At 52.6% G+C, this 19,214-nt stretch carries 16 protein-coding genes; 4 read left to right on the top strand and 12 right to left on the bottom strand.

From position 1 onward, the window contains the following. The first annotated feature begins 1 nt into the window (after position 1). Complete coding sequence (locus ACXI0A_RS05780; protein ID WP_476149939.1) at positions 2-1,369, top strand: amidohydrolase; 1,368 nt, start codon at positions 2-4, stop codon at positions 1,367-1,369. Between the two features lie 78 nt (positions 1,370-1,447). Here the strand turns inward: ACXI0A_RS05780 and ACXI0A_RS05775 are convergent, their stop codons facing one another. Next, a complete protein-coding gene (locus ACXI0A_RS05775; RefSeq protein WP_038648725.1) occupies positions 1,448-1,645 on the bottom strand; it encodes a hypothetical protein in 198 nt (65 codons plus the stop codon). 388 nt (positions 1,646-2,033) lie between these two features. Here ACXI0A_RS05775 and dbpA point away from each other — a divergent pair, with 388 nt between their 5' ends. From dbpA to ACXI0A_RS05760, 3 genes are all read left to right on the top strand, one after another. Continuing rightward, positions 2,034-3,413, top strand: coding sequence for an ATP-dependent RNA helicase DbpA (dbpA, locus tag ACXI0A_RS05770; RefSeq protein WP_476149941.1), 1,380 nt, complete (start codon positions 2,034-2,036; stop codon positions 3,411-3,413). 127 nt (positions 3,414-3,540) lie between these two features. Beyond that, positions 3,541-4,503 carry a chemotaxis protein CheW gene (locus ACXI0A_RS05765; protein ID WP_476151142.1) on the top strand — a complete coding sequence of 321 codons (963 nt, stop codon included), beginning with the start codon at positions 3,541-3,543 and terminating at the stop codon, positions 4,501-4,503. A gap of 300 nt (positions 4,504-4,803) precedes the next feature. Beyond that, positions 4,804-6,360 (top strand): methyl-accepting chemotaxis protein, encoded by a 1,557-nt coding sequence (locus tag ACXI0A_RS05760; RefSeq protein ID WP_476149943.1) that lies wholly within the window; start codon positions 4,804-4,806, stop codon positions 6,358-6,360. A 37-nt stretch (positions 6,361-6,397) separates the two neighbouring features. Here the strand turns inward: ACXI0A_RS05760 and ACXI0A_RS05755 are convergent, their stop codons facing one another. The 11 genes from ACXI0A_RS05755 to proB form a co-directional block, all read right to left on the bottom strand. Next, positions 6,398-7,687 carry an HAAAP family serine/threonine permease gene (locus ACXI0A_RS05755; RefSeq protein WP_224934203.1) on the bottom strand — a complete coding sequence of 430 codons (1,290 nt, stop codon included), beginning with the start codon at positions 7,685-7,687 and terminating at the stop codon, positions 6,398-6,400. Between the two features lie 496 nt (positions 7,688-8,183). Next, entirely contained in the window at positions 8,184-9,179 is a 996-nt protein-coding gene (locus ACXI0A_RS05750) for a glycosyltransferase family 2 protein (protein WP_224934204.1), read from the bottom strand. Then, positions 9,176-10,483: an oligosaccharide flippase family protein gene (locus tag ACXI0A_RS05745; RefSeq protein ID WP_476149945.1), complete on the bottom strand. Its 1,308-nt coding sequence runs from the start codon at positions 10,481-10,483 to the stop codon at positions 9,176-9,178. Before ACXI0A_RS05745 ends, ACXI0A_RS05750 begins: the two co-directional genes overlap by 4 nt. A gap of 1,274 nt (positions 10,484-11,757) precedes the next feature. After that, positions 11,758-13,503: an amylovoran biosynthesis protein AmsF gene (locus ACXI0A_RS05740; RefSeq protein ID WP_476151144.1), complete on the bottom strand. Its 1,746-nt coding sequence runs from the start codon at positions 13,501-13,503 to the stop codon at positions 11,758-11,760. Between the two features lie 201 nt (positions 13,504-13,704). After that, positions 13,705-13,998, bottom strand: a complete 294-nt coding sequence (locus tag ACXI0A_RS05735) for a hypothetical protein (RefSeq protein WP_476149947.1) — start codon at positions 13,996-13,998, stop codon at positions 13,705-13,707. Continuing rightward, entirely contained in the window at positions 13,995-14,339 is a 345-nt protein-coding gene (locus ACXI0A_RS05730; RefSeq protein WP_224934255.1) for a DUF7940 domain-containing protein, read from the bottom strand. The genes ACXI0A_RS05735 and ACXI0A_RS05730 overlap by 4 nt, the downstream gene beginning before the upstream one ends. Positions 14,340-14,341: 2 nt before the next feature. Further along, complete coding sequence (locus tag ACXI0A_RS05725; protein WP_224934208.1) at positions 14,342-14,809, bottom strand: glycoside hydrolase family protein; 468 nt, start codon at positions 14,807-14,809, stop codon at positions 14,342-14,344. Positions 14,810-14,989: 180 nt separating this feature from the next. After that, positions 14,990-15,268 (bottom strand): transcriptional antitermination N peptide, encoded by a 279-nt coding sequence (locus ACXI0A_RS05720; protein ID WP_476149948.1) that lies wholly within the window; start codon positions 15,266-15,268, stop codon positions 14,990-14,992. A gap of 413 nt (positions 15,269-15,681) precedes the next feature. Continuing rightward, positions 15,682-16,413 carry a S24 family peptidase gene (locus tag ACXI0A_RS05715; protein ID WP_224934210.1) on the bottom strand — a complete coding sequence of 244 codons (732 nt, stop codon included), beginning with the start codon at positions 16,411-16,413 and terminating at the stop codon, positions 15,682-15,684. 352 nt (positions 16,414-16,765) lie between these two features. After that, complete coding sequence (gene proA / locus ACXI0A_RS05710) at positions 16,766-18,019, bottom strand: glutamate-5-semialdehyde dehydrogenase (RefSeq protein ID WP_476149949.1); 1,254 nt, start codon at positions 18,017-18,019, stop codon at positions 16,766-16,768. A gap of 10 nt (positions 18,020-18,029) precedes the next feature. Beyond that, positions 18,030-19,133, bottom strand: coding sequence for a glutamate 5-kinase (proB, locus tag ACXI0A_RS05705; protein WP_034825331.1), 1,104 nt, complete (start codon positions 19,131-19,133; stop codon positions 18,030-18,032). Between the last annotated feature and the right edge of the window lie 81 nt (positions 19,134-19,214).

Genomic DNA, 19,214 nt, shown 5'->3' with positions numbered 1-19,214 from the left:
GATGCACCTCACTTCACCCAGCCGTCGCGATTTTATTAGTCAGGGCGTACGCCTCACTGCTGCCGGTAGCCTGCTGGCAGCCGGTATGAGCACTGCCGCGCCATCGCCCTCTTCTGCCGCATCGCTAACGTCTTCACCGCCTCCGCGCGTGGCTCATTACCAACTGCTCAACGTCCGCCTCGAAGAGGGTTTTGAGCGTGACGGCAACGAGATCATTGCCACGCGTACCGCTCTCTACGATATCACCGTCAAAGACGGCAAATTTGCAGCCATCGATGCCGCCGGTAAAGCGCGCAACGCCGACATTCCGCAGTGGGACGCCCATGGTTCGCTACTGTTGCCGCGCACCCGTGACATGCATATCCACCTGGATAAAACCTTTTACAGCGGCCCCTGGCAAGCCCCGCGTCCACGTCAGGGCAAAACCATCATGGATATGATTGCCCGTGAACAGGTGCTGATCCCGCAGTTACTGCCCACCTCACAGGCGCGTGCCGAAGCGTTGATCGGTTTGTTGCACAGCAAAGGCACCACTGAGGCGCGCAGCCACTGCAACATTGATCCGGTGAGTGGACTAAAAAGTCTGGAGCACCTGAAACTGGCGTTAGCCAACCACCCCGAGTTTCCCTGTGAAATTGTCGCCTTCCCGCAGCACGGTTTACTGCACTCGAAAGTGGATGGCCTGATGCGCGAAGCCATGCAGATGGGCGTGCAATACGTTGGCGGACTGGATCCTACCAATGTGGATGGTGCGATGCAGGCGTCGCTGGATGCGATGTTCCAGATTGCGCTGGATTACAATCGCGGTGTGGATATTCACCTGCACGAAACCGCGCCATCTGGCGTGGCGGCGATTCAGTACATGGTGGATACCATCGCCAAAAACCCGCAACTCAAAGGCAAAGTGACGTTGAGTCACGGCTTCGCGCTGGGCACCCTGGAGGGTAAGGCGCTGGATAAGATGATTGCAGGCATGGCCGAGCAGCAGATGAGCGTGGCATCCACCATCCCAATCGGCAAACTGACCATGCCGTTGCCGCAACTGCAGGCCGCAGGTATCACGGTGATGACCGGCACGGACAGCGTGATCGATCACTGGTCACCGTTCGGCACCGGCAGCATGCTGGAGAAGGCCAACCTGTATGCGCAGCTCTATCGCGGCTCTGATGAGTTTGGTCTGAGCCGTGCACTGCATATCGCCACCGGCGGGATATTGCCGCTGTCGAACCAGGGCGATCGCCAGTGGCCGAAAGTGCAGGATGACGCCAGCATGATGCTGGTTGAAGCAAGCTGCTCCGCTGAAGCGGTGGCTCGTATTGCCCCGGTGCGCGCCACCTTCCAGCGTGGAACGCCGGTGTTCAGCGTCTGAGATCAAAAAAGCCCCCTTGCGGAGGCTTGATGAACGAAAAATGCAGGGGCGGCAAGCGCCCCATGCAGAGTGCTGGATTTACGATAACATCTGAATCGCCAGCGCGTATAAACGCTGGTTTTCATCGTCGCTAACAGGCTCTTCTTCCGCGTAACAGGCAATCATGGAGCTGACTTTATCCGAAGACAGGGTCTCTCCGTGCAGATGCAGGGTTAACACGGCGCGGCCGACGATTTTCAGAATGTCTTCGTTTTGTCCCTGGACGTAAAGACTCAAACTGGACCTCTGAATATATTATTGTTCGCCAAATGGCGCGCCAAATATAAAGCAAAACGGCAGGTTATTTTAATCGGAATTTTACCCATCTTAAGTGACACATAAGCTTAACACAGACAAAAACAGGCCAAAAAGACGCTATATAGTCCCTTTATTAACGCTAATTGTACCTTTTCATTCAGGAAAGACGTTTCACACGTTTTTAAGTAACCGGCCATGCAGAAGCAAATGATTAGAACTTTACATCTATTTTAGGCGGTTAATTAACCAAATGATCGCCATGCTAATTGATTTCGCGATGTTATCAATTACGCAATTTGCATTGCCGATAGCAGCCCTTTCTGCGAGACTGACCGCCGCAATCCTGACCGCTATTTGAGACATTCCCGTGACCGCTTTTTCTACCCTGACGCAACTCCCTGCCAGCCAACTCGACAACCTGCGCGAGATGGGTTTCGACGCCATGACACCGATTCAGGCCGCTTCTCTGCCTGCGATTCTTGAAGGGCGCGATGTGCGTGCGCAGGCGAAAACCGGCAGCGGCAAAACGGCCGCCTTTGGTATCGGCCTGCTGCAGCGCATTGACAACACCCGCACCCAAACTCAGGCGCTGATTCTGTGTCCAACGCGAGAACTGGCCGATCAGGTGAGTAATGTGCTGCGTCAGCTGGCACGTTTTACCCGCAACATTAAAATTCTGACGCTGTGCGGCGGTCAACCGATGAGTGCGCAGCGCGATTCGCTGGTGCACGCACCGCATATTGTGGTCGGCACGCCGGGCCGCATCCTTGATCATCTTAAGCGCGACAACCTCGATCTCAACGCACTGCAAACGCTGGTGTTAGATGAAGCCGATCGTATGCTGGAGATGGGTTTCCGTGACGACATGGAAGCGATCATCGGTTTCACGCCGGAAGCGCGCCAGACGCTGCTGTTCTCTGCCACCTGGCCAGATACGATTGCCAGCCTCAGCCAGCGCTTCCAGCGTGATGCATTGGCCGTGGCCACGGAAGACAAAGCGGAACTGCCTGCCATTGAGCAACAGTTTATTGAGGCCAGCGCCCATGAGCGCGGCAACCTGCTGAGTGCATTGTTGAGCCAACAGCAGCCCGCTTCTTGCGTGGTGTTCTGTAATACCAAACGTGAGTGTGATGACGTCGCTGCGGCATTAAACGATCGTCAAATCAGTGCACTGGCACTGCATGGCGATCTGGAGCAGCGCGATCGTGAACGCGTCCTGATCCGTTTCGCCAATGGCAGCATCCGCGTTTTGATTGCCACCGACGTGGCAGCACGTGGGCTGGATATCAAATCGCTGGCGTTAGTGGTGAACTTCCAGCTGGCATGGGATCCTGAAGTGCACATCCACCGCATCGGCCGCACCGGTCGTGCGGGTGAGAAAGGCATGGCGGTAAGCTTCGTGGCGCCTGACGAAATGACACGCGCCAATGCGCTGGAAGAGTACCTGAGCCAGAAACTTAACTGGGTTTCCTCCGCCACTTTGAAAGGCAAATCCGCACAACCGCTGCCGGCGACTAAAATGACGCTGTGCATTGATGGCGGTCGTAAAGCCAAAATTCGCCCGGGCGATATCCTCGGCGCGCTCACCGGTGAAGCCGGATTCAGCGGCGATCAAATCGGTAAGATCGATCTGACGCAAACCCACGCTTATGTGGCGATCGATGCGGCACACGCGAAGAAAGCGCTGATCAAGCTGAAAGAAGGCAAGATCAAAGGCAAAAGCGTTCGTGCCATCCTGCTGAAGTAATCCCCCTTTGCGCGAGGGTAGCCACTCTCGCGCTAAATTTTCTGCCCTGCCCCTTCATTTTTTTTCCCCGCTGCCGATAAGTTAATCATTGCCCCTTTACCCAGCCCAGATTCCGCTTGAGGCCATGATGGATAATTTTCAGAAAGAGATCGATGAACGCGCCAACCTGGCGCTTTCCAATAAATTCGAACTGCTGCTGTTCCGCCTGGGTTCCGATCAGCTGAAAGGCAAATCTGAGCTTTACGGCATTAACGTGTTTAAACTGCGTGAAATCGTACCGATGCCGACTATTACCCGTGCAGCAGGTATGCAGTCACCACTGCTCGGCATGGCCAGTATCCGCGGTCAGTTTATCCCGGTCATCGATCTGCCCGCTGTCACCGGCTGTAAACCGGAAACCGGCCTTAACCTGCTGCTGGTCACCGAGTATGCGCGTAGCACCCAGGCCTTCGCGGTGGAGTCGGTGGAGAATATCGTCCGTCTCGACTGGAACCAGGTGCACACCGCAGAAGCCGGTATTGGTAGCCGCAATATCACCAGCATCGCCTGCCTCGACACCGACGGTCAGAGCAACAATCTGGCGATGGTGCTGGACGTTGAGCAGATTCTGTATGACATCATTCCTTCGGTGCGCGGCGTCGAGCCGAGTGCTGAGACAGTGAAAGATTTCAATCTCAAGCCCGGCCAGGTGGCCATTGTGGCGGAAGACTCCAAAGTCGCGCGCCAGCTGCTGGAGCAAGGTCTGAAAAGCATGGGCATTCCGGCCATCATGCATAACACCGGTCTGGAAGCCTGGATCAAAATTAACGAGATGCAGAAAGAAGCCGCAGCAGCTGGCGAATCCATCCATGACAAAATCGCGCTGGTGCTGACCGATCTGGAAATGCCAGAGATGGATGGCTTTACTCTGACGCGAAATATCAAACGCGATGATGCGCTGCGTCAGATTCCGGTTGTGATCCACTCCTCGCTCTCCGGCAGCGCCAACGAAGACCATGTGCGTAAAGTCGGCGCCGATGGCTATGTGGCGAAATTTGAGATTAACGAGCTGTCGAGTGTGATCCATCGTGTGCTGGAGAAGAAGCGTTAATCCTTTCTAATCTCACCCACACTCCCATAAGGCGCGATATTCGCGCCTTTTTTACGTCCATCCCTCTCTGACAAAACCGATCCACTCATTAATCATGTTAACGATTTTGTGACGCAGCTCTAAAAAATTAAAGTTAAAACATTAACAACCGATAACTGATAGCGCTTAAACCGGTGCTGCCATACCAGATTAATTACGCCCGGAAAGTATCTTTATCTTATAAAACATCAGCCTGATGCGGGCCATACGCCTGCTTTTCCGTCTTGAAAACAACACTATTTAGCATTACGGGGAGAACCAATGTTGAGCTTAAAGAATATGAAAGTGGGCGCCCGTTTAGGGATAGCCTTCGCGCTTGTCGTGGCACTACTGGGCGTGGTCGGTGTGACATCGATTATGAAAATCAACAACATCAAAAACGGCATCACCTCGATTGTGGAAGATCGCTATGTCAAAGTCCGTCTGGGTTTTGACGTGCGCGATGGCGTGAACGATCAGATCAAATACCTGCGCGGCATGGTGATCGATACACTGCGCCCGGAAAACAACGCACAGCGTTTCAAGCAGCTGGATGAAGCGACCGATCGCACCAACACTGCCATGAAAAAAATCGAAGCGATTCAGACCACCGAAGTGGGTAAGAAGAAAATCGCCGGTCTGCTGGCTGCCAGCCAGCTGTTCGAAGCACAGAAGAACGAAGTGTTGGACTTAGTGCGCGCTGGCAAACTGGATGAAGCCAGCACTTATGTGCTGAAGAAAATCACCAGCACGCAGAATACCTTTCTCGATAGCGCCGTGGCTTTTGCCAATTCACAGTCGGATCAGCTGCGCAAAGAAGGCACTGGCATCATTGATGATGGCTCGACTGCGATTGAAATCACCCTGATCTTCTCGGCTATCGCGATTGCCGCCTCCGTGCTGCTTGGCTTTATGCTGACGCGCTCAATTGTGCGCCCGTTAAATGAAGCGGTAGGCATCGCCGAGAAAGTGGCGGCGGGCGACCTTAGCTCACACATTGAAGTCAGCGGCAAAGATGAAACCGCGGTGCTGATGCAGGCGCTGCAGGCGATGAACGATAACCTGCTGACCATCGTGTCCAACGTTCGTGCCGGTTCTGACACCATTGCCGTCGCGTCGAATCAAATCTCCAGCGGTAACATTGATCTCTCATCCCGTACCGAGCAGCAGGCCAGCTCGCTGGAAGAGACCGCCTCCGCCATGGAGCAGATGACGGCTACCGTTAAACACAACGCCGATAACGCGCGTGAAGCTAATCAGCTGGTTGCCACGACCTCAACGGTCGCCAAAGAAGGCGGCGTGGTGATGGAACAGGTCATCGAGAAGATGGAAGCTATCACCCTTTCCTCGAAGAAAATCGTCGATATCATCAGCGTCATCGATTCTATTGCCTTCCAGACCAACATTCTGTCCCTGAACGCCGCGGTGGAAGCCGCTCGTGCGGGTGAACAAGGCCGTGGATTTGCTGTGGTCGCCACCGAAGTGCGTAATCTGGCACAGCGTTCCGCCTCAGCCGCGAAAGAGATCAAAGTACTGATTGAAGACTCGGTATCGAAAGTGGATGAAGGCAGCCGTCTGGTGACGCACGCGGGAACCACCATTGGTGAAGTGGTGAACAGCGTGAAGAGTGTGGCGGATATCATGAGCGAAATTACCATTGCCAGCAGCGAGCAGAGCAGTGGTATCAGTGAGATCAATCTGGCGATTACTCAGATGGAAGCGGTGACTCAGCAAAACGCCGCTTTAGTACAGGAAGCGTCCGCCGCTTCTCAGGCGTTGCAGGAACAGGCCGATCGTCTGGCACAGTCGATGAGTGTGTTTAAGACCGCCGCCGTATAAGACAGGGCGGCGCGAGAGATCGCGCCGCCCTTTTGCATCAATGCATCAGCGAATACGCAATCGACGAAATCGCTAACAAGCCAATCATCACCACAAACACGTTGCTGATTTTACCGCTGTACTGACGCATCGCCGGGACTTTCTGAATGGCGTACATCGGCATCAGGAACAGAATCATCGCAATGATCGGGCCGCCGAGGGTTTCAATCATCCCAAGAATGCTCGGATTCCATGTTGCAACCAGCCAGGTGGTCAACAGCATAAAGCCGGTTGTCACACGGTTCAAACGCTGAGGCGTGACGCTTTTCCCACGGCTGCGCAGCGATTTCACCACAATCCCGTTAAAGCCTTCACGCGCCCCCAGGTAGTGACCGAGGAACGATTTGGTGATCGCCACCATCGCCACTATCGGTCCCATCCAGGCAATCATCGGCACATTAAAGTGGTTCGCCAGATAGGACAAAATGGTGATGTTCTGATCTTTGGCCGCCTGTAAATCAGCCGGCGACAAGCTCAGCACACAGCTGAACACAAAGAACATCACCGTCACCACCATCATCAGGTGTGCGCTGGCTAAAATGCGTGAACATTTCTTTTCCGCGCCTGCGCCATATTCATTGCGCTTCGCCACCGCGAACGACGAGATAATCGGCGAGTGGTTAAAGGAGAACACCATTACCGGAATCGCCAGCCACAGTGTCATCCAGATGCTGCTATCGCCCGCGCTTTGGCTAAACGACAGCGTTTCCAGTGCCGCGCCGTGCCAGTGAGGCACCAGATAAGCCGCCAGCAGCATGAGCACCGCGACAAACGGGAACACCAGCACGCTCATCGCTTTCACGATCATCTGCTCACCAAAGCGCACCACGGTCATCATGCCGATGATCAGCACCAATGACAGCACCACGCGCGGCGGCGATACCATACCAAGTTGATGCACGATAAAGCTGTCAACGGTATTGGTGATCGCGACGCTGTACATCAGCAGGATCGGGAAGATAGCGAAGAAATAGAGCAAGGTGATGATCTTGCCCGCGCCCACACCGAAGTGCTCTTCCACCACTTCGGTAATATCTTCACCGGGATTTTTACCTGAAAGCACAAAGCGCGTCAGTGCGCGGTGTGCATAGTAGGTCATGGGGAACGCGAGAATTGTCATAATGATCAGGGGGATTAAACCACCTGCACCCGCATTGATCGGCAGGAATAAAACGCCTGCGCCTATCGCTGTACCGTAGAGGCCCAGCATCCACACGGTATCACTCTTACGCCAGCCTGTTGAACTGGCCTCAACCGTGCCCTGCGCAACGGTTTGTGAGTTGTCCATCTGTCTCTCCAGAATCTAAAGCTTATAAACAATGCTGCCGAAATCACGGCGGCTAAACATGCCAATGGTGCGACGGGCACATGCTACGCGTTTTTGACGACTTAAGGTTGCCTGAACGCAAGACATGCATCACAAAGCCGTCATAAATGCGCGAATCGGTTATTAAACCAGCAGATATGCATGATTCACGCACGCAAACGTTTGCATGGGGCGCTATTTGACCTGAGAGCATGAAGGAGTGCAAGGATTTGTCGGGCTCGATGTGCAGGCTGCACGGGATGTGGGCTGGAGAGTGATGCGCGAGAGAGAGGCGTTGAAAGCGGGCTGTGCTGGCGGGGAAAATGTGGCAACGGCGAACCGTTGCCACAGGCACTGCAGTAGAGAAAGGTGAAACTCCCCCGGCAACTAATCTCTGGCGAAGCCATTGTTCCACTCGGTATTCTGAGGAATATCCGCAGCAGACAATAACAGAGAATAATCCCGGGGGAATTTCAAATCAGAATGCGCGCATTCTGTAGAGTGCATAAAGGAAATAGTACGCTGTGATAGTATTCAAATTCATAATCATGTACTTCAGTTTTTCATTTTTATTGAGCAGAATAAAAATCCCTTTCGAGTATTTCCCCCGCTTTATTTCATTGATCTCCTGCGCGATATCCGCAGGTGAAAACGACGAATGGTACATCGCCGTCACAATTTGCATATCTAACGCCAGCACGCGTTTGGAAATGCCCTTCAGCAGGTAATCGAGATTACTTCCCTGATATTTATCCACGATTGAATCATACAGCGTGGTCAGAAACTGTTTCCGTACCTTTAACTCGCTGTAATGCACCTTTTGCTTAGATAATGAGCCTGCTACATCTTCATAATGATATGCCGATCCCTGAGTGACCAGGAAATTGCTAATACAGCTGAAGAATTTGAGATTGAATAGCAGATCCTCACTCATCGAGATCCCCTCGATAAAGCGCAGGTTCAATTCACTCAGAATCTGACGGCGATAGCACTTGTTATGCAGATAACCAATGTTATCGCTCATCTCCAGCTCGCCGAGCACGTAAGGGATATCTTCGTTGCTGAAAAAGCCAGACTGAGAGACCTTGCCCACGCGGCCGTCGTTGAGATTACCCACGATCAAGTCCACAGACTCTGTCGACCATGCATCCAGATTCTGTTTGAAGATCATCAAGAAATCATTATCTACCCAATCATCTGCATCGAGGAATAGAACATATTCCCCACTGGCCTGTTGCAACCCACTATTGCGCGCTGCACTGACACCGGCATTAATTTGGTTAATCACAGTAACCTGAGAATAACGTGAAAACTCCTCCAGTACTTTCAGGGTTGCATCAGTGCTACCATCATTAACCACCACAATTTCATAATTGTTGAACGTCTGATTAAGCACACTCAGCAATGTCCGCTTGATGGTTTTTTGTGAGTTATAGACGGGAATAATAATACTGAAAAGTGGTTTTTCATTCATGATAAACTCTCTTTACTGTCTGAGGTTTTGTAATTGACAAGTAGCTGCCATAGTTTCCTGGGGTTGAAAAAAATCTGATGAATACGCATCACAGGTTGCGCAGTGAAGAAATAATTAAGCAGCGAGAAAGAGAGGAATTCGGTTAATACCACGCTGAAAGCAGCGCCGGTCAAACCGAAAAGCGGCACCAATAAAATGGAAGATGCCAGGCAGATAATTAATACCGCAAAGGTCTTTTTCACTAAAAAGCGATAACCGTTGTACTTAATAATAAAACGGTCCATTAAGCTGCTGAGCACACCACACATCGCGCCCACACTGAGCAATAGCGTTGGCGCGATGGCATCGAGATACGCCTCGCCGTAAAAATCACGAATAAACCAGCCTGCGAGTTGCCATATCGCCATGATCACAATGGCAGACACGCCCAGCACTAACAGATGCAGTTTTTGCGCTTTGATAATGGACTGCTCATCATCGCGCTCGGCAAAGAACGCCGGGAAAAAGGAGGCCAACAGAGCGTTGGGCAAAAACACCCATGAGGTTGCCAGCGTCATGGCCACGGCAAATATGCCCGCCTCTTTCACGCCGAGGAAATACGAGACGCTGAGCTGATTGACGCGGGTATAAATCGCGATAGCAATCACCGAGAACACCAGTGAAATGCCGGAAGCCACCATGTAGCGCGAATATTTTTTGATGTGGCGCAGTGCCGGAATCGGCCCCTGGCGATGATAGCGCCAGAAGATCGCTAACTTGATGCTGAACGGCAGCAACGTAGCCAGCACGATGGGGATCGCCAGGAACTGAGGATCCAGTTGCAGATACGAAATTATGAAGCGCACCGACAGACTGATCGCGAGGCCAATCACGTTGGCGATCACATTGAGTCGTGCGTTGAGCATTGCCTCGTTATAGATATTGACCAGATCAATCGACGAGAACAGACAGGCAATCGCCGCTGCGCAGATAAACACCAGCGCTTCGCGGCTCCACTCCTCGCCCATGATCACCATGCCGCTGAGCGCTAAGCCGCAGTAAATAAGCATCACCAGTAAAAAAGTCGCCATCATCAGGCGAATACCTGAATAACGATTTTGCGAGATACGCTTCAGTAAAATCACATCGCTACCCATCACGGCGATCGACTGAATAAACTGAAACACCAGCATGGAGAGTGAGATAATGCCGAAGGTGGTCGGTCCAACATATTTCGCGACATAGGACGTCACAAAAATCAGACCAAACACCGCGATGAGCTTTTCAGCAATCATCCACATCGAATTTTTTAATTTATCTTTCACAGATCAACCTCAGTGAGATTCATTGCCAGGCCAAACTTCACGTCCCTTTCGTCCGGCTTAACATTAACTTTGATTTATTTCGGAGTTTCCTCAGGCAGAAAATGTCGGCCTTTCAACTCTCATAAAATGGTGGGTTAAATAAGATTATCGCTAATCAAATCGTGCAATTTTATTATTCATTCATTTGACTAAAACGCAGGCTACCGCCCCTGGCTTACAGCTACCAGTGTACTGACTGCATGTTTTTGGCTATTTTTGGCGCAAAGAAACCGCGCTGCACTCAGATGAGTTCAGTTAAATATCATGTGGTTATATGACTATCCATTTTGAAAGCAAGATGGCGCTTAACGCATTAACCGCAACGCCAATAAAAAGCACCAATCATCAATAAGCCATTCAATATGATTAAAACCGGTGCAGCTTACTGATTTATCTCGCACCACAAGGAATGCCGGGCGGGATTGAAAAGGTGCATCTTTAGACGGCCTTCTCAACGAACGTCACGACATTAACGATGTTTGCTGTATGCCCTGCCATTTTATTATCACGGTGCGTCTTTCGCCGTTCGATAATGGCAAGTGGCGTTAATTCAACACAGCTCTCGCAGCTGGGTTGCAATGGGCTCAGGGCCCTAATTTTGCGATCTGATTCAAACTTTTAACCGCATTCTCACCAGACAGCGTTATAAGGTCAATGGCCTACAGGCCAATACGGAATTTACTTAGCTAAAAGTTGGATAACGTTGAATGGGAAAGATTAGCGCGGATGAATTGGTTTTCAGAAAATTGATTAGGGCGGCAACCACATACTGTTAGGAATAATAAGATTGAAATGGGTTTACAAGGCCACAAATCGCTAACACCTTGTTCTATAAGTTAACCTGCTAATTATCCGATCGAATTAAACAGTAATGAATCTTGAGATAAGATCGGACCTACTATATTTAGTAGTCAGTAACTCAAATCTACGTAAAAACCCTTCCCAGACTCTCCTGGCAATTTCTTTATCAAAATTAAGCCAAACAAATAGCACAAAACACTATAAATTTAAGCGAAGCGCAGCCAAAAGGGATCACTTACCTCAAATGTTTTTTAAAGAATGGGGTGAGATGCCGATAATGCATACAGTGAATTTTGGCAGTGAGACCGAGCATGATCAGCCTTCAAAACCAACGTTTCAATCAACATCCAGCCTGAAAATAATCCATAAAACGAGTCGCATGCTTACTACAAACAAAAAAGGCGAGGCCGCAGCCTCGCCAGATGGGTTGGATCTCAGTCGTAGTAAGGCAGTTTACGGTCAACGCCGTTGATATTAACTAATACAAAGCCGGTCGGCGTAGTCGCGTTAGTTGGCGTGCCGGCGGCGGTAGCGACCGTCAGCACGCCCTTCTCATTAGCCCCAATTCCTGCCAGCCCGTTGTGCATGCCGAAGCGGGCGGCCGGTTTCAGCGTGCCCAACGTGGTGGTATCCGTCACTACTGACAGATCGGACTGGAACAGCGAGCAGGAGCCGCTATCGAATCGCGTTGGGCCAGTGTTTTTCAGGTTCAGCATGGTGTCACCGCTGTTGGCTTTTAGCTTCACCCACACCACGGCATAAGTGGTGCCGACGCGGTTGTAACGCATATCCAGGATCGCGGGCTGCCCCATATGAAAGGCATCCGCCCAGACGGTTTCCAGTCGTTGCAGATTGATCCAGGTTTTACCGCTACTGGCCACGTTAACCGGGGTACCGGCCGTGCCGGTGGGCTGGGTGGCATCAGCCTTCCCAATAAACTCCATCACCCACTGCTGGTTCGCATTAGGGAAGAACAGCTGCCCCAGACGATACCAGTTGTCAGTAGCGGTGTTATTGGTGATTTTGTACCCGCTATAGTAGCCCGCGCGCAGCGATCCGGTGAGGAAACTGCCGAAACTCTCATCGCGGCGATAGCCATACTCAAAGGTAGAAAGCCATCTGCCGGCTACCAAATCGTTCGACACTTTCGCGCCGGATTGCAGGTTAATCTGGCGCATCACTACGCGTGCATTATTGAGGTTGAAAGGGTTACCGCAATCCTCAATATTGAGCGTATCAATGGTCCAGCCACCATCCGACAAATCACCCGGATTACGCGTGTGCTCGATCCACACATTGCGCAAAATCCCCTGGGTACAGCGCGGCATATACAAAGTGGCATCGCCATAGCCGGTCTGGAAGTTACAGTTGCAGATTTCAATCGCGGTGGAGTGATCCCACGCGCCATTCGGTGAATTTGACCAGCCTACGTCAAATACGCGGGCATAAGTGTACAGGGTGTAAATCTGGTCAAATTTGGTGTCCAGCGTATCCAGCACTTTGATCACCGTACCGCCGTTATTCTGTGCGCGGAAACAGTAGATATTTACCGTGGTGCCTTCGATACAGGTATTTTCGAAGAACGGCTGCACGTTGCTGCACATGGCCGCAGTGATCGTGCCTTTGTTGGTGGTGATATCGGCCGAAGCCTGACCATTCCAGGCAATGCCTCGGATCGAGGTGCGGCGTGCCTTCACCTTAAATACCGGGTTGGCACTTTTATCCGAGATGATGGTGGTGCGCGGCAGAGAACCCAGCTCAACATCATCGCCCTGCAAGCCAAAGAAGGCATTGTCTGTGGCGCTGATGTCGATCGGATTGATTAAAAATTTCCCTCCCGGAAAACGCACCGGCAAATCTTTGATATTACCGCTGTAGGTTTGCGTCCATGCCAGCATGCGCGTAAAGGAGTCGGTGTCGTTGGCGTAGCCATCCCCTTTCGCACCAAAGTGGTAAACGTTGATGTCGGACGGATCGTTAATCACACGTTTCCAGTAAAAGCCGTTACCCACCGCCAGCGTCCCGCCGTCATCCGTGGCGGTGGTGGTGCCGATAAAACCGGTGAAGTCACCGCCACCGTGGAAGGTAGAGTCCGCGTTGTAGCGGCGTAAAAACGCCAAATCGCCGTTTTTGCTGGGAACGGTAGTACGCAGTTCAGCATAAGAGTTAACTTCGATCATCATAGCCTCCTCGGCCTTTTCAGGTTTGCAATACAAGTGTGGGAACAGCGTTACTGCGCCGATGGGCCGCAGTGCTGATCCCAGAGATCGTTGTGGTTGTTGATGGCGCGCACAGTGCGAACATCCATCCGTTCGGCGTCATTGCCGTGGGTGTAAATCGGGGAAAAAAGCGTACAAGCAGAGTCGATAACGACGGGGGATTCAGGGTTGGTTGTATTTCGAGTGCTGCAGCTTGTCGCGAGCAGCAGCGTCATCAAGGTTAAGATTGCTGGCTTCCACACGTTTAGCCTCCTCGCGCAGCTGTTGCTGCTGCTGGTTTACCGCGACAGCCTGCACTGCCGCTTTGTTTGCGGATTCCACCTCTGATTTGGCTTGTTGCTGCACCTTGCCAATCTTTCTGCCACCGAAGTAGCTGGCAACCAGGGCCGCAACAATGCCCGCCAGCGCAGCCAGCCAGTGCCAGCTGCTGCCAAGCAGTGAAGTGATAAGCGTCATGGTTTCTCCTCCAGCGTTTTGCGCTGTTCAATCAAGGTTTTCTGCCGGACAAACTGCGCCAGAACGCCCATCGCTACCATGAAGGCGCCAATCAATCCGAGGTAGTTGTGAGGAAGAATGTCTTTGATGTCCTGAGGCAGTGCATTCCAGGCATCCAGTGCTGATGAAGGAAAGGATTGCGCCCAGGCACTGAGCATCGATCCCAATGAGGCCAGCCACACTGACCAGGTTTTGAACAGCAGTCGCGCATGCTTAACGAACTCCAGCGTGGTGAAACGTTGGAGCAACAGCAGCACAATCACTGCCGCCAGCACCGCGATGACAAACATCATCCATCTCATGTTCATAACAGCCCCCGATAAATGTCGTAGCTGCCGCTGCGCATCACCTCGGCATGACGTCGTGCACGCCCTGGCGTCTGCCGTGCCCACAAGCTGTCGAGCATGGCATTGGCCGCGCCATTGAAGTCGCCCTGGGTGATGGCACTCAACATGCTGCGAAACATCGCCAATCCGTCGACGCCCAATTGATACGCCATGCTGATCAACACATCACAGCGCGCTTCACTGCACTTACTCAGCGCCTGCTGCACCAAAGCACGCTGGTTCATCTCCAGCACCTTGTTTTCCACAATGCACTGCTTCCACACATCGCCCACACGGCGCGGGACCTGAAAGATATAGTTGCTGAGTGAGGCCCCTTTCGGCCCGATGCGGATACCGCCAGCAACGGTAGGAAAGCCCTGCGTATCAAGGTAGGGCGCCTCTCGGTAGCCCTCTTCAAAATTCAAAATGGCAATAATCTGGCTCATAGCGATTCCTCTTTGACGGGCGCAACGGTCAGTAAATGACTGCGCAAATGTTCAAAACATAAATCTCACTGATCTATCCCCCATAAAGAGGCAACGCGTGACCCGCGCTACGCTCAAGCGAGGCTAAACAGTGAGCAATAACGAAACGTTCCGCTTAAAGCTGGGAATACCACGTAGGGTTTAACGCACGGCGTACAAATGGACATGGGGCAAGCAGCAGTTATCAAAGCTTGCGCGTTCGGCCTGGGATCGGGTAGGTGCCATAACTGCACAGTCGACTCGTGACTGCGTCTGGCGCTGGCAAATACGTTCTGCGGTACGTAGGGTTGGAATATCGGGTTCAAGGCCTAAGGCGCTGTCGATACTGCGCTTCAGGCGGCTAAGTGACTGGCGGCGTCGGTGACGGCGGGTACGCGCGTTACCGGTGAAAACTGACTTGCCATACTGGATAATCGCCATAACTCCTCCTGTGAATGAGTCTTTGGCGATGGGGTGGCAGGCGCGGCGTATCGGCTGAAGCCGACACGTCCGTTATTCCACTGCATGCACTCGACATCAGCCCGCCCGGCTGCATTCGCGGCCAGGGATAAGCAGAGGAGAGTGAAGTCAGGGGAGAACTGACGACGCTGCAAAATGCGCATCCACCCCATCCCAAAATCCACTGACTTTGGGTGGTGGGTATCGCGCTTGTGCAGCGCCTCAATTGTTTAAGAGCGGGCTCATCCGAGAGCAGTGATGTCGTCCTTCCATGCTCAAATTATTAACAGGATCTAATGCATTGGCAAACACCAACAGTTAATTTTTTATTTACCGTCAGTTAAATTTATGATTTCAGCCAGAATATTTTTTTACCCGCTGAGCGCGTTTTGTGGTCAACCCAAAATCTGGTAATCACGGGCCTGGCTCATGATCACTCGCGCCACAACCTGCAGTGACGCCGCCTCGTCCAGCGTTAAGTACCAGGTCTCATAGCGCTTGTTATCAGAGATGACTGCCACCTTTCTGTGTTGCAGTTGCAGACGTTTAAGATAAAGCTGATCGTCCAGCGTAAACAGATAAATACCGTCCCCCTCAAAACGATGCACGCTGATATCCACGAACAGTTGATCACGTGGCGCGAAGGTACCGGCCATCGAATCATTGTTGAGCGCGATCAAGCGGATGTTCTCTGCCGGGCGGCCGTTAAACAGCACGCGCGCCTCGTCCAGCCCATACTCAATCGCTTGAATGGTTTCGACCAGTTCATCACGCGCAGCGATGCCCTGGGCACTCCGCTGCCCAATATCCAGACTTTCGACACGGAAGAGAAGCTGTGGGTCAATGAGCGAGTGCTGGCTGATTGTGGCATCGGGCTGCTCCATACCGAACTGCAACCACTCCACGCGGACATCCAGTAACTGGCTGAGCGCCAGCAAATTACTATCATCTGGAATGGATTGAGCGTTAAACCATTTCCAGACCCCCGGTGTTGAGATCCTGCATCCCCTTGCCTGCAGTGCCTGTGCAACCTGTTTGTTTCGTCCATGTCCGACAATTCCCGCGCTGTCACACGCGGCAATCAGCCTGGCAGTAAAAGCTTGTCTAATACTCTCTTTTTTAACCATCAGTTAATAATCTGCCATCAGTTAAAGACTGAATGTTATTTTCATTTTTGCTACCAGTTCATTTTATATTACCGTCAGTTTACTACCCAACAGCTTTTATCAATGAAGCTGGATGATCATTATCCTCTTCGACTGGGTGGAAACCAGCAATGAATGCCCGACAGCTTGTTCTGACAGGGGTTTTCAGGATTGTTCTGTGACGCTGATACCAGCACCTAAAGCAAAAAATGGGTGAAAAGGCTCGGCGGCGCCATAGATGACAGAAATAAATCTAAAAGCTCTGGAAATAATTGGATCGAAAGCAAAAAAAATGGGCACCCTTACGGCGCCCATTGTGTTGCGGAAGTGAAAATTAGCTGCGCAGTGTATCGTCGCCCCAGCCAATCCACTTGTAGGTGGTGAGTGCTTCCAGCCCCATTGGACCACGCGCATGCAGCTTCTGCGTGCTGACGGCCACTTCGGCGCCCAGGCCGAACTGCCCACCATCGGTGAAGCGCGTACTGGCATTCACATACACGGCGGAAGAATCGACCTGATTCACAAAGTGGTTGGCGTTGCCAATGCTACGCGTCAGGATGCCATCCGAGTGCTGCGTGCCGTGCTCGCGAATGTGGGCAACCGCATCGTCGAGATCCGCCACCAGCTTGACGTTAAGATCGTTGGATAACCACTCATCGTCATACTGTTCAGTTTTCACCGCCACCACGCTGGCCGGGCCGTTTTGCAGCATCGACAGCACATTTTCATCGCCGTGCAGCGGGATGTTTTCCTGCGCCATACGCTGCAAAAATGCAGGAATAAAACGCTCAGCCTGTTCGCGATGAATTAGCAAGGTTTCCAGCGAATTGCAGGCGCTCGGACGCTGTTTTTTCGCATTAACAATCACCTCCAGAGCGGGTTCGATGTCCATGGTTTCATCAAGATAGAGATGACACACACCGATACCGCCGGTGATCACCGGAATCGTCGAGTTTTCACGACACAGCTTGTGCAACCCTGCTCCGCCGCGCGGAATCAACATATCGACGTAGCGATCAAGTTTCAGCAGCTGGTTAACCAACTCGCGATCCGGGTTTTCAATCGCCTGCACCGCACCTTTTGGCAGACCATGTTCGCTCAGCGCGTTTTGAATCACGCGAACGGTTGCCGCGTTGGTGCGATAGGTCTCTTTGCCACCGCGCAGAATCGCCGCATTGCCGGTTTTCAGACACAGGGAAGCCACATCTACGGTGACGTTAGGACGCGCTTCATAAATCACGCCAATCACGCCCAGCGGCACGCGGCGACGTTCAATGCGTAAACCGCTGTCCAGCACGCCGCCATCAATCAGTTGTCCGACCGGATCGGCAAGACGGCACACCTGACGCACATCGTCAGCAATGCCTTTCAGGCGCTGTGGATTGAGCGTCAGACGATCCAACAATGCCGCGCTCATGCCATTCTGGCGAGCATCGGCCAGATCCTGCTCGTTAGCCGCCAGAATGTCGGCGCTCTCCGCCTCAAGGCGATCGGCGATAGTCAGCAGCACCTGGTTTTTTTGTTCGGTAGAGAGTTCTGCTAGCTTGTACGACGCTGCACGCGCCGCTTTTCCCATTTCTTCTAACATTATCTGCTCCTTAACTGACGATCATGTCGTCACGATGCACCGCAACCGGGCCATATTCGTAACCGAGGATATCGCTGATTTCCTGGCTGTGATGACCGGCAATCATGCGCATGGCATCGCTGTTGTAACGCGTCACGCCGTGGGCGATATCACGCCCCTGCAGATTACGAATGCGGATCACTTCCCCACGAGAGAAGTTGCCCTGCACTTCACGCACGCCTTTCGGCAATAGTGAACTGCCGCGCTCTAATACCGCAGCCAGCGCACCGTCATCAATCACAATTTCGCCAGCCGGTGGTGCACCAAAGATCCAGCGCTTGCGATTCTCCAGCGGGGATTGCTGTGCGTGGAATCGTGTGCCGACCGGCTTGCCATACAGCACGTCGCTGATCACATCCGGGCGGCTGCCTGCCGCGATGATCACATCAATACCGGCGCGACAGGCGACGTCTGCCGCTTGCAGTTTGGTCGCCATGCCACCCGTGCCGAGGCCAGAGACACTGCCACCGGCCAGCGTGCGCAACGCATCATCAATCTGGTGCACATCGCTGATCAGCTCAGCTTCCGGGTTGGTGCGTGGATCGGCCGTGAACAGGCCTTGTTGATCGGTCAGCAGCAGCAGTTTATCCGCGCCACCGAGCATCGCCGCCAGCGCAGACAGGTTATCGTTGTCACCCACTTTAATCTCAGCGGTCGCCACCGCATCGTTCTCGTTAATCACCGGCACGATATGGTTGTCGAGCAGTGCACGCAGCATGTCTCGCGCGTAGAGGAAGCGCTCACGATCTTCCATATCCGCACGCGTCAGCAGCATCTGGCCGATATGAATCCCGTAGATGGAGAACAGCTGTTCCCACAGTTGAATCAAACGGCTCTGCCCCACCGCAGCCAGCAGCTGCTTTGAGGCGATGGTAGGTGGCAGTTCGGGGTAACCCAGGTGTTCGCGTCCGGCGGCAATCGCGCCTGAAGTGACGATAACGATACGATGACCCGCCGCATGCAGTTGCGCACACTGACGAACCAACTCCACCATGTGCGCACGATTCAGCCGACGTGAACCGCCGGTGAGGACGCTGGTACCCAATTTGACCACTAGGGTCTGACTGCCACTCATGTTTTTCCTGCCATATAAGAAAAAAATTCTGCGAAGGGACGTTTTATCAGGAGTCAGCGAGGAAGCCAACAGCAGCAAGGG

Source organism: Pantoea sp. C1E2, from assembly GCF_056491465.1.
Note: the sequence above shows the minus strand (reverse complement) of the source record. Positions and strands in the feature narration are given on the sequence as shown.